This window comes from Gilliamella sp. CG16 (assembly GCF_046635785.1).
Lineage (GTDB): Bacteria > Pseudomonadota > Gammaproteobacteria > Enterobacterales > Orbaceae > Gilliamella > Gilliamella apicola_I.
In genome coordinates this window covers 18,754-34,007 of sequence record NZ_JBIDFL010000005.1, presented here as the reverse complement: position 1 = coordinate 34,007, position 15,254 = coordinate 18,754, and the positions used below count along the sequence as shown (strand labels likewise).

14 protein-coding genes, 1 pseudogene and 1 riboswitch are annotated in these 15,254 nt (G+C 35.1%); of the genes and pseudogenes, 11 read left to right on the top strand and 4 right to left on the bottom strand.

Features of this window, described 5'->3' with window-relative positions:
* Positions 1–79 precede the first annotated feature (79 nt).
* The 8 genes and pseudogenes from eco (at position 80) to ACGH47_RS06780 (ending at position 7,694) form a co-directional block, all read left to right on the top strand.
* Positions 80–574: a serine protease inhibitor ecotin gene (eco, locus tag ACGH47_RS06815; protein WP_065559441.1), complete on the top strand. Its 495-nt coding sequence runs from the start codon at positions 80–82 to the stop codon at positions 572–574.
* A 329-nt stretch (positions 575–903) separates the two neighbouring features.
* Positions 904–2,013: an extracellular solute-binding protein gene (locus ACGH47_RS06810; protein ID WP_411623083.1), complete on the top strand. Its 1,110-nt coding sequence runs from the start codon at positions 904–906 to the stop codon at positions 2,011–2,013.
* Positions 2,014–2,161: 148 nt separating this feature from the next.
* A complete protein-coding gene (gene potG / locus ACGH47_RS06805; protein ID WP_065559507.1) occupies positions 2,162–3,256 on the top strand; it encodes a putrescine ABC transporter ATP-binding subunit PotG in 1,095 nt (364 codons plus the stop codon).
* A gap of 321 nt (positions 3,257–3,577) precedes the next feature.
* Positions 3,578–4,447 (top strand): annotated as a pseudogene (potH, locus tag ACGH47_RS06800) (putrescine ABC transporter permease PotH); the annotation flags it as partial.
* A gap of 243 nt (positions 4,448–4,690) precedes the next feature.
* Complete coding sequence (locus ACGH47_RS06795) at positions 4,691–5,449, top strand: ABC transporter permease subunit (RefSeq protein ID WP_411596692.1); 759 nt, start codon at positions 4,691–4,693, stop codon at positions 5,447–5,449.
* Positions 5,450–5,557: 108 nt separating this feature from the next.
* Positions 5,558–5,773: riboswitch (FMN riboswitch) on the top strand.
* 207 nt (positions 5,774–5,980) lie between these two features.
* Positions 5,981–6,619: a 3,4-dihydroxy-2-butanone-4-phosphate synthase gene (gene ribB / locus ACGH47_RS06790; protein ID WP_267350682.1), complete on the top strand. Its 639-nt coding sequence runs from the start codon at positions 5,981–5,983 to the stop codon at positions 6,617–6,619.
* Between the two features lie 407 nt (positions 6,620–7,026).
* Entirely contained in the window at positions 7,027–7,350 is a 324-nt protein-coding gene (locus tag ACGH47_RS06785) for a DMT family transporter (protein WP_411623047.1), read from the top strand.
* Between the two features lie 29 nt (positions 7,351–7,379).
* A complete protein-coding gene (locus ACGH47_RS06780) occupies positions 7,380–7,694 on the top strand; it encodes a DMT family transporter (RefSeq protein ID WP_411623046.1) in 315 nt (104 codons plus the stop codon).
* A gap of 319 nt (positions 7,695–8,013) precedes the next feature.
* On the opposite strand, the gene ACGH47_RS06775 is transcribed toward ACGH47_RS06780, so the two are convergent.
* Together ACGH47_RS06775 and srmB are read right to left on the bottom strand one after the other, a co-directional pair.
* Complete coding sequence (locus tag ACGH47_RS06775) at positions 8,014–8,616, bottom strand: peroxiredoxin C (protein ID WP_065559446.1); 603 nt, start codon at positions 8,614–8,616, stop codon at positions 8,014–8,016.
* Between the two features lie 116 nt (positions 8,617–8,732).
* Positions 8,733–10,055 (bottom strand): ATP-dependent RNA helicase SrmB, encoded by a 1,323-nt coding sequence (srmB, locus tag ACGH47_RS06770; RefSeq protein WP_411605588.1) that lies wholly within the window; start codon positions 10,053–10,055, stop codon positions 8,733–8,735.
* 457 nt (positions 10,056–10,512) lie between these two features.
* On the opposite strand from srmB, the gene trmA reads away from it, so the two are divergent.
* The 3 genes from trmA to ACGH47_RS06755 all read left to right on the top strand — a co-directional run bounded on the left by trmA (position 10,513) and on the right by ACGH47_RS06755 (position 14,045).
* On the top strand, positions 10,513–11,613 hold the full coding sequence (gene trmA, locus ACGH47_RS06765; RefSeq protein WP_267350690.1) for a tRNA (uridine(54)-C5)-methyltransferase TrmA: 1,101 nt from the start codon (positions 10,513–10,515) through the stop codon (positions 11,611–11,613).
* A 361-nt stretch (positions 11,614–11,974) separates the two neighbouring features.
* Positions 11,975–12,661, top strand: coding sequence for a heavy metal response regulator transcription factor (locus ACGH47_RS06760; protein ID WP_065559449.1), 687 nt, complete (start codon positions 11,975–11,977; stop codon positions 12,659–12,661).
* Positions 12,648–14,045 (top strand): heavy metal sensor histidine kinase, encoded by a 1,398-nt coding sequence (locus tag ACGH47_RS06755; protein ID WP_267359651.1) that lies wholly within the window; start codon positions 12,648–12,650, stop codon positions 14,043–14,045. Before ACGH47_RS06760 ends, ACGH47_RS06755 begins: the two co-directional genes overlap by 14 nt.
* On the opposite strand, the gene ACGH47_RS06750 is transcribed toward ACGH47_RS06755, so the two are convergent.
* Both ACGH47_RS06750 and rfaC read right to left on the bottom strand, forming a co-directional pair.
* Positions 14,038–14,238, bottom strand: a complete 201-nt coding sequence (locus ACGH47_RS06750) for a YaeP family protein (protein ID WP_411596553.1) — start codon at positions 14,236–14,238, stop codon at positions 14,038–14,040. The two genes, ACGH47_RS06755 and ACGH47_RS06750, sit on opposite strands and share 8 nt — an antisense overlap.
* A gap of 53 nt (positions 14,239–14,291) precedes the next feature.
* Entirely contained in the window at positions 14,292–15,254 is a 963-nt protein-coding gene (gene rfaC, locus ACGH47_RS06745; protein WP_267350697.1) for a lipopolysaccharide heptosyltransferase RfaC, read from the bottom strand.

The following is a 15,254-nucleotide window of genomic DNA, read 5'->3' as shown; positions in this document are numbered from 1 at the left end:
ATAATGCTATTATACGCATTATCATTTAAAAAGCATATCATGCAATATTAATGAACCTATTTTTACAGGAGACAAAAAAATGAAAAAAATAATATTGGTAGCCTTAATGGGCGTATCTTTATTTGCTTGTGCTGAAAAAACTAAATTGCCAGAAACAGTGCAAAATGTGAATGACATTGCACCTTATCCTGAAGCGAAAGCTGGTTACACCCGTTTTGCAATAAATCTACCTGCATTGCCTGATGAGAATAATGCTCGTATTGAATTACTAATTGGCAAAGAAATGAATGTTGATTGTAATTCTCAACGTTTGGCAGGGACAGTTAAAGAGGAAGAATTAAAAGGTTGGGGTTATTCTTATTATGTTGTAGAAGCCGGTAACGGTGTTCTATCAACCATGATGGCTTGCCCGGCAGGTTCTAATAAAAATCAGTTTGTTACTCTTCATCATAATTTGGGTTGGTTAGACTATAATAGTCGCTTACCAATTGTCATTTATGCACCAAATGATTTCCAAATTAAGTATCGTGTTTGGCAACCTGATGCAAAAATTCTACCAGCCAAAGCTGAATAAAATTGGAAAGGACGCTATTGGCGTTATCTATTTTTAGTATCGTTAAAAAGGGTTGAGTGAACAAAATATCGTCACTCAATCTCAAATCTTAAGTTATTTTACATTTTATGTAGACTTCTTTGAAAAAAAAGGTATTTTATGCCACGTAATGCAAAGCTAACCATTTATTTTTATCAATATAATAATAAATAATTTGCTTGCTTACCTCGGTTTCGCCAGACTGTGTGTTTTCAACAGGTTTTTGGTAAAATTTGGGGGTCCATTGTTTTGATTCAGTGGGCTTGTGTTTAACATGTAATATCCCTATTACTAGAGGAGAAGTGGTGAGCATGTTTACTCAACGTAAAACAATTCTTTCAATTCTTGCTGGTGTCACACTAGCGTTATCTCAATCTGCTATTGCTAAAGATCGTGTCGTACATTTTTATAATTGGGCAGGTCAAATTGGTCATGAAACCATTAATGATTTTGAAAAATCAACAGGTATTAAACTTGTTTATGATGTTTATGACTCTAATGAAGCACTTGAAGGAAAACTCATGGCGGGGCATTCCGGCTTTGATGTTGTTTCACCTTCTGATAGCTTTTTAGCAAGACAGATTAAGTCAGGTATTTATCTTCCATTAGATAAAAGTAAATTACCGAATTGGAAAAATCTTGATCCTAACTTAATGAAACTAATGGCGACCCATGACCCAGATAATACTTATGCTATTCCTTATGTCTGGATGACAACGGGTATCGGTTATAATATCGATAAAGTCAAAGAGCGTTTAGGTGAAGATGCCCCAGTTAATAGTTGGGATTTAGTCTTTAAACCTGAAAACATGGAAAAACTTAAAGATTGTGGTGTTGCATTTTTAGATGCGCCTACTGAAATTTTTGCCAGTGCGTTACAATATTTAGGTAAAGATCCTAATAGCACTGATGCCAAAGATTATACTGGTGTGGCTTATGATCTTTTAGCAAAAGTAAGACCGAATATTCGTTATTTTCATTCATCTCAATATATAACCGACCTTGCTAATGGTGATATTTGTGTCATTTTAGGTTGGTCTGGCGATATTTTACAAGCACGAGATCGCGCAAATGAGGCTAAAAATGGTGTCCATATCGGTTATCAAATACCTAAAGAAGGGGCATTAGTCTTTTTTGATACTTTTGCGATTCCAAAAGATGCGGCTAATGTTGATGAAGCCCATGAATTTTTAAACTTTATCATGAAGCCAGAAATCGCTGCGCAAGTGACTAATGATGTTAATTTTGCAAGTGCCAATAAAGTCGCAAATGACAATTTTGTTAAACCGGAAATTAAAAACGATCCTGCGGTTTATCCATCACCTGAAGTCATGGAAAAATTGTTTACATTAAAAGTTAAAGAACCTAAACTTGAACGCGTGATTACTCGTACGTGGACAAAACTTAAAACTGGTCGATAAAGTTTTAACAAATAATTGATTATTAAGTGTTATTTATTATAGACGGAGAGATTGATTTAATCTTTCCGTTTCGTTTTTTATGGCTTGTTGTTATGAGGAAAAAAGAGTGAATAATAAAACAACAATTCAGGTTCAGCCTAAAAAAAAGATGGTTACGCCATTATTGGAGATCAAAAATTTAACCAAAGTGTTTAATGATGATTATTATGCTGTTGATGATATTAATCTCACTATCTACACTGGTGAAATTTTTGCTTTGCTTGGTGCTTCAGGTAGTGGTAAATCGACCCTATTACGGATGTTAGCAGGATTTGAGCAACCAACATCTGGGCAAATTATTTTAGATGGTAAAGATTTATCGCAAGTTCCGCCTTATAATCGTCCAATCAATATGATGTTTCAATCGTATGCTCTCTTTCCTCACATGACGGTTGAGCAAAATATTGCTTTTGGTTTAAAGCAAGATAGATTAGACAATAAAGAGATCAAACACCGTGTTGAAGAAATGCTTGCGCTTGTGCATATGGAACAATTTGGAAAACGTAAGCCACATCAATTATCTGGTGGTCAAAGACAACGCGTAGCGTTAGCACGTAGTTTAGCAAAACGTCCAAAATTATTGCTTCTTGATGAACCGATGGGAGCGTTAGATAAGCAACTGCGTGATCGTATGCAACTTGAAGTTGTCAGTATTTTAGAACAAGTAGGGGCAACTTGTGTTATGGTTACCCATGATCAAGAAGAAGCCATGACCATGGCTGGTCGTATTGCCATTATGAATAAAGGTCAATTTGTTCAAATTGGTGAGCCTGAAGAAATTTATGAACATCCAAACAGTCGTTATAGTGCTGAGTTTATTGGATCGGTAAATGTGTTTGATGGCATTTTACAAGAAACACTTGAAGACGGATTGATTATTAGCTGTCCAATGATAAAACATCCAATAAAAGTTGATTATGATTCACCAGCGGTTGAAGGTGTGCCAATTCAAGTTGCGCTTCGTCCTGAAAAAATCAAATTATGTGACGACATTCCAGAAGACGGTTATAACGTTGCAACAGGTGAAGTAGTTGAAATTGCCTATTTAGGTGATTTATCAATATATCATGTTAAGTTATCAAGTGGGCAAATTATCATTGCACAACTACAAAATGAGCACCGTTATCGAAAAGGAATGCCTACTTGGGGAGATATAGTTAACCTAAGTTGGGAAGTTGATAGCTGTGTGGTACTTACCGAATAAACAAAAGAGGATATAACGATGCGTTCCATTTTTTGGAGTGTAGTATTAAATGCATTTGTCTTGCTCTGTGTTTATTGGCGTTTTGTCACCACAGATGCATTTGATAACTTATTTTTAGATGCGCTATTTACTGCATTAGTATTAAGTTTTTTAATGTCATGTTTTGGTTTGTTTTTAGCAAATTACAAGCCTTCTAGACTTGCTTATCGAATGATTATTGCTGGCAGTATTCTATTTATACCTGCTGGTTTAGTTGCTATTTATTTTGCAATTAAGAAAATTAAAAAACAGCCTGATGATACAGATTTGATGACGCTTTATGGTCGTTTAACAGTCATTGCTATTCCATATTTATGGATGCTGCTACTGTTTTTATTACCATTTTTAATTGTTTTTAGGATCAGTTTTTCCGAAATAGCATCCGCTGTTCCGCCGTATACGGATTTATTTAGCTTTGACGATGGATTGCTCAATATAACCTTAAATTTTGGTAATTATCTCAATTTATTGAGTGATACCATCTATTTTGATTCTTATTTGCAATCATTAAAAATTGCGGCTATATCAACTTTATTATGTATTTTAATTGGTTACCCACTAGCTTGGGCTATTTCGCAATGTAAACCGTCAACGCGAAATATTTTGCTTTTACTGATTATTTTACCGTCATGGACATCCTTTTTGATTCGTGTTTATGCGTGGATAGGTATTTTAAATCCTAATGGGCTTTTAAATCATTTTTTAATGTGGTTAGGCGTTATCGATCAGCCGTTAATCATTATGAAAACCTATTTCGCTGTGTATATAGGAATTGTGTATTCTTATTTGCCTTTTGTCGTTTTACCGATTTATACATCGTTAATCAAAGTTGATTCAACGCTAATTGAAGCGTCGTTAGATTTAGGCTGTAAACCGATTAAAACGTTCTTTCAAATCATTGTACCATTGACAAAAAATGGAGTAATTGCAGGGGGAATGTTAGTGTTTATTCCTGCCGTTGGTGAATATGTTATTCCTGAATTATTGGGGCCGTCAGAAGGAATCATGATAGGTACTCAGTTATGGACAGAATTCTTTAATAATCATGATTGGCCTGCCGCTTCAGCGGTTGCATCGGTGATGTTGTTAATATTGATTGTGCCGATTTATTATTTCAACAAATTCCAAAATCGACAAATGGGAGGTAAATAGATGAACAATTTACCAATTATCCTACGTTCAGCTTTGATTGTCTTTGTGTCATTGTTGATCGGTTCATTTATATTAACGCTTTTAATTTCATCATCGGGATTTGAACTTATTACAAATGGCAGTGTTTACGTGGGCTGTTTTGTTTTTAGTCTGATTGTCACGTTAATTATTACATTAGCGTTAGCTTGCCGATGTTTAAAAGGGCTTATATTATTGGCGGTATTCTCTTTTTTATATATCCCAATGATTATTTTGATTGTTTATTCATTTAATAGTTCACGTTTGGTGACTGTTTGGGCAGAATTTTCAACCAAATGGTACGTTGAATTGATTCATAATCAAACTTTACTCAAGGCGGTTGGTTTAAGTTTAACTATCGCAGCTTGTGCAGCAACATTTGCGATTGTACTTGGTACTTTAGCTGCTTTTGCCATTATCCGTTTTAGGCGTTTTCGTGGGTCAAATCTGTTTTCTTTTATGACAACAGCACCTTTGGTTATGCCTGATGTAATAACGGGTTTAGCTTTGCTATTGCTCTTTGTAGGAATGGGGCAGGTACTGGGTTGGCCAAAAGATCGGGGGGCGATCACGATTTGGATGGCTCATACTACATTTTGTACAGCTTATGTCACCGTCGTTATTAGCGCACGGTTACGAGAGTTGGATAAATCCATTGAAGAAGCTGCATTAGATTTAGGCGCAAATCCATTAAAAGTCTTTTTCGTGATTACTTTACCAATGATTGCGCCGGCATTAGTGTCAGGGTGGTTGCTTGCATTCACATTATCACTTGACGATGTGGTTATTGCTAATTTTGTGACCGGCCCAGGTGCGATGACATTACCTAAACTGATCTTCTCCAAAGTTCGCTTAGGTGTGGATCCTCAAGTTAATGCACTTGCCACAATTATTTTGTTAATTGTTGGCATCATTGGATTTATTTCGTGGTTATGGATGCGTAAATCTGAACGTCGTCGATTGCGTGAAACTCGCCTGCATTAAATCTTTTTAAAACTTAATATTGCCGCACAATGCGGCAATATTTTCCTTTCAAAATATCCGTGTCTTTTTACTAGATTTGTATTATAGTGTTGAGAGTTAGTTTACTAACAAAATTCTCAGGGCGGGGTGAAAGTCCCCACCGGTGGTATAGCCCACGAGCGCTTAATATTTTAGTCAGTCAATATTTCAAATAGCTAAAATCAATTTCATTGTTGTGCAAAATGATTTGAAGTGAATTTGAAGATGATTAATAGGTATTAAGGTCTAGCAGATTTGGTGAAATTCCAAAGCCGACAGTGAAAGTCTGGATAAAAGAGAGTTGCTTATCTTTTCTTAATTTGCTATTAGTTGCATAGTTTACTTTTTAGCAATATCACTATGGTCAAGCACAGCCCTGATTCTGGTATTAAGTTTATTTTTAATTAAATTAGCTTGGAAATGCATAAAATACGATTGATGAGTATTAATTTCGAATACCAAGATAATTTAGAAAAATAATAAATATATTAAAAAAGGACCTAGGTATTTACCATGAATCAGTTTAATTTAAATGAATTTGGAACCCCATCAGAACGTGTCAAAAAAGCGATTGCATCGATTCAAGCAGGGCAAGGCGTGTTAGTTTTAGATGATGAAGATCGGGAAAATGAAGGTGATATTATTTGGGCAGCGCAAACCATAACGACAGAACAAATGGCACTGACAATTCGTTATGGAAGTGGAATCGTTTGCTTATGTATGCCAAAAGAACAATGTGAAAAATTGAATCTTCCCATGATGGTGGCAAACAATACCAGTAAAAATCATACCGCCTTTACTATCTCAATTGAAGCGGCAAAGGGGGTGTCAACTGGCGTATCAGCGGCAGATCGCGTTACCACGATTAAAGCTGCCGTAGCCGATGAAGCTAAACCCAGTGACTTAAATCATCCTGGTCATGTTTTTCCACTGGTAGCAAAAGAAGGTGGAGTACTTGCTCGTCGAGGACACACCGAAGCATCGGTTGATCTGGTCAAGCTAGCTGGATTGAAACCTGCCGCTGTGATTTGCGAATTAACGAATGATGATGGTTCAATGGCAAGAGCGCCCCAAGTGGTTGAGTTCGCTAAAAAGCATCAATTGCCTGTGGTGACAATAGAAGATATAGCAAACTATTTACAGTCTTTATAATCATTACGTTAGAAGTTTACTTCCTTTTATATAGGGAAGTAAATTTACGTGTAATTGTGTGCTTAAACATTTATTCATATCTGTTTAAACCGTTTTAATCAACTTATCTTCAATTTTTTAATGAAACACTGAAATATAGCGAATAATCAGGGTTAGCCTTGCCAATTTTGTATCTTCATTATAGAATTGAATAAGAATAAGCTAAGTAAACTAGTAATGATATATCAAAATGTTTTAGTGCGACTTAAGTTAGTTTAATCTTAAACCACGTAGTTTTTCTGCATTAACATGTTGATCTTTCGGTGGCAAACCTTCATGTTTGCGAACCATCTTATTTTTCAACGATATAAACATCGGTAGAAAAAGCAAAATCAAGCAATAAGTAAAATGATAGCAGCGAGGTAGCTATGTTTGGCATTAATAAAGAGTGGGGATTTGTTATATTGACCTGCTTTTTTGAATTATGTTGGATTTTAGGATTTAGTGTTGCAACGGAGTATTGGCATTGGATGATTATTATCACATTAATTATTGTCGATTTTACATTTTTAACTAATGCCTGTAAGACCATTCCAACAGGCACTGTTTATGCCATATTTTCCGGCGTTGGTGCCGTTGGGGCAACGATTATTGATATGGTGCTTTTTGGTAAAGAAATCAAAATGATGCAACTCTTTTTTGTAGCATTAATCATAATTGGCGTTGTGCAACTTAAACGTACAGATAGTTAATCGACAAAGATCAGATTGAGGATTTTATTATGGGATGGCTTTTAATATTAACAGCATCATTTTTTGAAGTGATAGGGGCAATAGGATTGAAACTCTATGCTGAACAAAAAAAAATAATAAGATTAGTTTTATATTGGGGAGGATTTTTTGTTTCTTTTGTTCTTTTTTATTTCTCCCTTCATTATCTTGAACTGAGTATTGTTTACCCTGTATGGGTTGGACTTGGCACATCCGGAGCAGTATTTGCCAATATGTTTTTATTCAATGAGCCTAAAAGTTTACCGCGTTTATTGGGATTGGTCATTATTATTGTTGGCGTGGTTGGACTGCATATGACAATGTAAAACGTAGTGTTAAATTATTTTCCATTAGTGTTTTTAATCGTTCGCAAACTATTTTCAACTGGTAACTCAATTTGATAAAGTATTTTTATTGATAAAAGATCCGTTTCAAGTCACAGAATTTATCTAAATAGACATTCATTTCAATCTTTTCATCTTCTAGTTAATGTACACAAAACTATTGAATGAATTTATTCAAAGTAAAAAGGGAATTAAGAAAACAATTAAGAATAATAAAAACCGGAGAACATCTCCGGTTTAACAAAGTAACTTGAATTGAAAGTTAATCTTTTCAATAAGTTATTCAGTATAGAGTAGAATATTAAAGTTCGTTAGCGTGTTGTTTTAAGTAGCTTGCAACACCATTAGGATTGCCTTGCATACCTTGTTTACCTTTAGTCCATTGTGCAGGGCAAACTTCACCGTGTTCTTCATGGAATTGGAAAGCATCAACAATACGGATCATTTCATCAATATTACGCCCAATAGGTAAATCATTGATAGTCTCGTGACGAACAATTCCATTTTTATCAATAAAGAATGATGCACGAAGCGCTACACCTGCTTCAGGATGTTCAACACCATAAGCTTGCATAATAGTGTGCTTGATATCGGCAACAATTGGGAATTTAACTTCGCCAATTCCACCTTTATCTTGCGGAGTGTTTCGCCATGCGTTATGAACATATTCTGAGTCCATTGAAACACCAATAACTTCAACACCACGTTTTTTGAATTCTTCAAGACGATGATCGAAAGCAATAATTTCTGATGGACAAACAAAAGTAAAATCCATTGGCCAAAAGAATACAACGGCATATTTACCTTGAATATGCTGAGCTAAATTAAAGTTATTTACAATTTCACCAGAACCTAAAACTGCTGATGAAGTAAAATCAGGTGCTTTTCGCGTGACTAATGTCATGTGTTTCTCCTTGTATAAAACCAAAAATATTGTAAACCTTGATGGAATGTATTATAGCAACTGATAAAAATTGTCCAAGTTGTTATTAACAATCGCTTTCATAAGCTCTGACTATGTCAAACTTTTGAATTAGTCGATTCGCTCAATTTGTGTTTGGGTTTACCTTTATTTTTGGTGTCACGTAAACGGACTTTAACTTTTTTCTTTGCTGTGTCATCCTGTTTTTTTGCACCACGCTTCAATTTTGATTTATTTGACGGTTTTTTCTTGCTAGTCGGTTTTGGTGCTTTAGTTTTAGGACGTAATCCTTCAATCGTTCTCAATTTTATGGGTTCTTGAATGTAGCGTTCAATTTTCAGTAATAGATCATTGTCATGCGCTTCAACTAACATGATAGCCGTACCTTTTTTACCTGCTCTTGCTGTACGACCAATACGGTGTAGATAAACATCTGCTGTTTTTGGCGCATCAAAATTGATCACGTGCGTAACATCATCAATATCGATTCCCCGAGCAGCCACATCAGTAGCCACTAAGACGTTTACGGTGTTGTTACTGATTCTTTTTATTGCTTCATTGCGTTTTGCTTGTACCATTTCGCCTTCTAAATAACAACTTTTTATACCTGCTTGATGTAACCAAGTTACCAGTTCGTGTACCCGTTCACGTTTTCGAACAAATACAATTGTTTTTTGAAATTCATCTTGCTTGAGAAGATGGGTTAATAAAGCAACTTTATGATTGAGATCATCAGCACGATAATAAAATTGGATGATTTTTTTACGCTCTTTACGGGACGGAGTCGCATTAATTTCAACAGGCTGATCGAGAATTCGACTGGCAAAATTGAATAAACCTTCACCTTCCAGTGTCGCTGAAAAAAGTAAGGTTTGTTTGCGCCAACGGGTTTCGGCAGAAATTGTTTCCACATCTTGTGAAAAGCCCATGTCTAACATGCGATCGGCTTCATCTAATATCAACATTTCCACCGCTCGGCAGTCGAAGTTTTCTTCTTTAATATACTGCAATAGTCGTCCGGTTGTGGCAATGACAATGTCTTGGTTTTTACTAAATACTTCTGCATGATTCATATAAGCGACACCACCAGTAATTGTCGCAATACTCAGATGCGTTGATTGCGTTAAGTTTTTTGCCTGTTCTGCAATTTGCATTGCAAGCTCACGCGTTGGCGTTAAAATTAAAATTCTTGGTGGCCCCGGTTTTCGACGCGGAAAGTCTAAAAGATGTTGTACCGCTGGGATTAAAAAAGCAAGTGTTTTACCGGTACCAGTTGGTGCCGATCCTAAGATATCTTTGCCATCTAAAGCTACAGGGATCGTTTGTGCTTGAATTACGGTAGGGGTAATAATATTTTGGGCTTTAAGATTGTTAATTAATACATCATCTATTTGTAAATCGGAAAAAGTTTGCGTTGTCATAATGACCTTTATAACGAGAAATTTAAAACACATTATAACGGCAATCAATATAACTACAATATTATCACACCAATGATTGTCTATGGTGATACCAACATTTCAACCAAATGAAAGCTTAATGCGCTAATTTTAGTAAATCTCCAGATAATTAATGTCAATGAATGAAAATAACTTATTTAAGTGAATGTAATATTCATTAAGAAAAAACGTCAATTCTGACCAACTGCATAAATTGAATTTCATGATGCAAATTTGATGACAAGTGACTTAAAGTTAACGTTGGGTGGTATCAGGCTTACCATTGATAGTGGTTTATGATAACATAGATAAAATAATGGGGCTAAAATCTTTGTGATATACTAAGCGAAAATCAATTTTTATATCTCTGTTTAGTCTATAGCATTAAATCAAATTGACTAATTTTTTATAACCACTTTTTAATAATCTGATAATTAAAATGGCAGAATGTTTCTCTAACGAAAAATATCAACAACAGCTTGAAAATAAAGTCACGAATTTAAAAGCGCTTTTATCACATTTTTCACTACCTGATTTAACCGTTTATTCGTCTCCAATCAGTCATTATCGTATGCGTGCAGAATTTAGAATATGGCATGATAAAGATGACCTTTATCATATCATGTACGATAAAAATACAAAAAAGCGAATAAAAGTAGAAACTTTCCCGATTGCAACAGCACTTGTTAATGATGCTATGCAAAAAATTATTCCACTTTTAAAACCTAATTATTTGCTTCGCCATATGCTTTTTCAAATCGATTATTTTTCGACATTAAGTGGTGAACTGCTTATTACACTTTTATATCATAAAAAATTATCCGATGAATGGCGGGTAGAAGCTGAAAAATTAAAGCAACAGTTAGCCGAACAAGGTGTTAACTGCCATATTATCGGTCGAGCAAGTAATCAAAAAATTGTTATTGATGTTGATTATGTTGATGAAGTTTTACCGGTTATGGGTAACAATTTGATTTATCGCCAAGTTGAAAATAGTTTTACGCAGCCTAATGCAGCCGTCAATATTAAAATGCTTGAGTGGGCTACTTCGGTCACCCAAGGTTTATCCGGTGATCTGCTAGAGTTTTATTGTGGAAATGGTAATTTTTCAATTGCGTTGGCTCGAAATTTCCGAAAGGTATTAGCCACTGAAATTGCCAAAGCTTCGGTCTATTCGGCACAACATAATATTGCGGTCAATCATATTAATAATCTGATTATTGCTCGATTATCGGCTGAAGAGTTTACGTCAGCTATAAGAAAAGAACGAGAATTTAATCGATTGAAAGGAATTAATTTAGATGACTATCAGTGTGATACGGTACTTGTTGATCCTCCTCGTGCAGGATTAGACATAGAAACATTAAATAATTTAAAAAGTTATAAAACCATTATTTATATTTCTTGTAACCCTCATACATTGCGTGAAAATTTACAGCAACTGACAGAAACGCACTCGATTAAACATTTTGCTCTGTTTGATCAGTTTCCTTATACAGAACACATCGAAACAGGCGTAGTTTTGCATAAAAATAACTGAATTTGATATTCAGATTCAGTTATTTTTGTTAGAATGCCGAGATTTTAAAGTCAATCATTTATTGTTTCAGAGATTAATTCGAGCTTATCGTGATTTATAAGCAAAAAAAAACCCTAGATAAACTAGGGCTGCATTAAATTGCAAGGAATGGATGAAAGGAAATAAAACAATGAAACAATAATGTCTAGCCTCATGAATCATTGTGTGGATACTATAACAAACACATTCAAACGGATTAATGACAAGTAGATTACAAAATAGTCATGGAAATATCATGAATGTTTTTGAACTTTTCATATATCATAGGAACAGTATTATGTAAGTTAGATAACCTGATACTTTGGCAAAGGAAATATTTAAAATGAAATTGTTAGTTGTTGAAGATGAACAGAAAACAGGTGAATACCTTCGTCAAGGATTAATTGAATCAGGCTTTATTGTTGACCTAACCAAAAATGGTTTAGATGGCTATCATCGGGCAATGACAGAAGATTATGATTTAATTATCCTGGATGTAATGTTACCGGATATTGTTGGTTGGAAAATTGTTCAGTCATTGCGTGAAGCGGGCAAAGACACCCAAATTATATTGCTGACAGCAATGGGAAGTGTTGAAGATAAAGTTAAAGGATTAAATTTAGGTGCCGACGATTATTTAGTGAAGCCTTTTTCATTCGCTGAATTATTAGCGAGAGTTAAATCGTTATTAAGACGAAATGTGCCGCAAGTAAACAATTATCAATTAAGTATTGCTGATTTAGTCATGGATTTGCCAAAGCGAACAGTGACGCGTTCAGATAAACGTATCGATCTCACCAATAAAGAGTTTTTATTACTTGAATACTTCTTACGTTATCCGGGTGAAGTGTTACCGCGATCGTTAATTGCTTCACAAGTTTGGGATATGAATTTTGATAGCGATACTAATGTGATTGATGTAGCCATAAGACGGTTACGTAACAAAATAGATGCTGGATTCGAACCTAAACTTATTCATACTGTGCGTGGAATGGGTTATAAAATAGATGTATTAGATGAAACAGAGTAAATTAATTTCCGTTCGGTTACCCATTATTGTTTGTCTGATAACATGTGGACTACTTTATTGTTTCAGTTATTTGATCGAGCGGTCTTTTGAAAAATTTTCAATCAGACAAAATGTGACCGAATTAAATTCGGTTATTACCTCTATAGAAAGAGAACTAACTTATTATTCTCCGAATGATAATCGTGATGAATTTATCCAAAATTTATTGCTAATTCTCACCGGGCATCATCACTTATTTGTTTATATCATTGATGATATGGGGAAAATAGTCTATCGCACTCGAGGCCCCAACTTAGCGATAGCACTAAAATCACAAGAGTTAGAACGGATTATTGAAAATGACAGTACTTCTATTGAGACGATAGATAAATCATCTTATCGGATTGCGGCATCAAGGGTGATAGGGGAAGACGGTAAACGATTCACTACGATTGTTGCCGTTCGTCGTGATGTGCAACTTGAATTTATTAATCGATTAAGAAACGGATTAGGTCTGCTAATTATTATTTCTTGTGTGTTAGCATTAATCGGTTCATTCATCAGTATTTACTATACTCAAAAACCAATCAATCGCTTAATCAAGAAGATTGAAAGAATTAGTTTAAATAATTTAAATTATCGTATTCCAACCTCGTCAGTACCGGTTAAATATGTAAGCTTGGTCAGAGCATTTAATAACATGCTTAATCGTATGGAAGATGTTTTTACTCGTCAGCATAATTTTACTGCCGATATTGCACATGAAATGCGTACACCAATTACTAATCTTACCACGCAAACGCAAATTGTACTCAATAACGCTCGTACGACAAATGAGTACCGTGAAATTTTATATTCTAATTTAGAAGAATATGAAAAAATGTCACAAATGATTTCTGATATGTTATTTTTGGCGCAGGCAGACAATCGCCAGCTTGTGCCTAATTTGATTGACATTGATCTTACTAACATGGTTATGATGATGTGTGATTATTTTGAGCCTCTCACCGATGAAAAAAATATTACTTTCCAACTCGACGGTCACTGTTCTCACATACAAGGTGATAAAATGATGTTAGGGCGTGCAATTGGTAATATTTTGTCTAATGCGATTCGTTATACACCGAATAACGAGGTCATAACTATCACGTTAAGTCAAATGAGTGAAAAACGGGTTAAGATTATTATCTCTAATCCGGGCAAAAAAATTGATAAAAAACATTTACCACATCTTTTTGACCGATTCTATCGTGTCGATGAATCACGTCATCGTAATGACAGTTCCGGCGCAGGTATTGGGCTAGCCATTGTTAAATCCATTATTGAAACCCATAAGGGATCAATTTATGTAGAATCAGATGATAAATCGACACGTTTTATTATCAATTTACCAACGGCTATTTAATATCATAGTCACTCATTAATAAGTTAGCTGCTGCATAAGCAGCTTTCTCTCTAAGTTCAGTAGGTACTTGTTTATCAGCTGCAACTTCATTTAAAACCAACATAACGGCTCCTAAAGCATCTTCAACATAGCCTAATTCATTACTGCCGATTTGAGCATATTTTTCCCGAATGAGCTCACAATATTTATTCATTAGTTCGATTCCTTTAATCTTTTTCAATAACGTTATTTCAATTCTATCCTGTTTTACAAAAAACGGGCTAATTGCTCATATACCTTCGTTGCTGAGATAGTTTGCATTTTTTGATCTGGAGAGACAAGACTAAATTGATTTTTACCATAACCGCCTATTAATTTCGGATCGGTTTGACCAAATAAAGTTATGTTTGGGCGATCGAGTGCCGCAGTTAAATGACTTAATCCTGTATCGACTGAAACCACAGCTTTAGCCCCAGCAAGTTCAGTCGCCACTTGAGAAAGAGACAATTTTGGTAGCACTTCGACATGATTAAATCCTTGTGCTAAGCGTTGAGCGCTTTGCATTTCATTCGCCGTTCCCCAAGGTAATTTAATTTTTAAACCGGTTGGCGCTATCAATTGTATTAATTGACGCCAAGCGTCTTCTGTCCAATGTTTTTCATATCTGGTAGTGGCATGTAAAAATATCAAATATTGTCCATGATCAGACGGTAATTCTGATAAAAAATGGCTTGCAATTGCATAGTCACCCATGTCACCAGATAGGTCGTACCCAAGACTTTTTGCAAAGAGTTGTCGTACTCGTTCAATGGCATGCATTGATTTTGGAACAGAATGTTTAACATCATAAAACCAACTGGCAATCGGTTCTCTTATGCTATGACGATCTAAACCGTGCTTAATGCCTCTTGCTTTACGTGTGATAAAAAAAGCACTTTTTATTAATCCTTGCGCATCAATAATACAGTCATATTCCCGTTCAAGTAGTGATTGAATAAATTGGTGACGCTCTTGACGAATAGATTTACCGAACCAGTTTTTACGCCAGCGCCGAATGGCCACAGGGATCACTTTATCTACCGCAAAATGCCATGTTGGAATTTGCGCAAAATTTTCTTCAACCACCCAATCAAAAGTCATATTAGGTAAATGACGGGCAGCATCAGTTAACGCGGGTAAAGTATGAAGTACATCACCCATTGAAGATGTTTTAACAATAAGTACACGCAT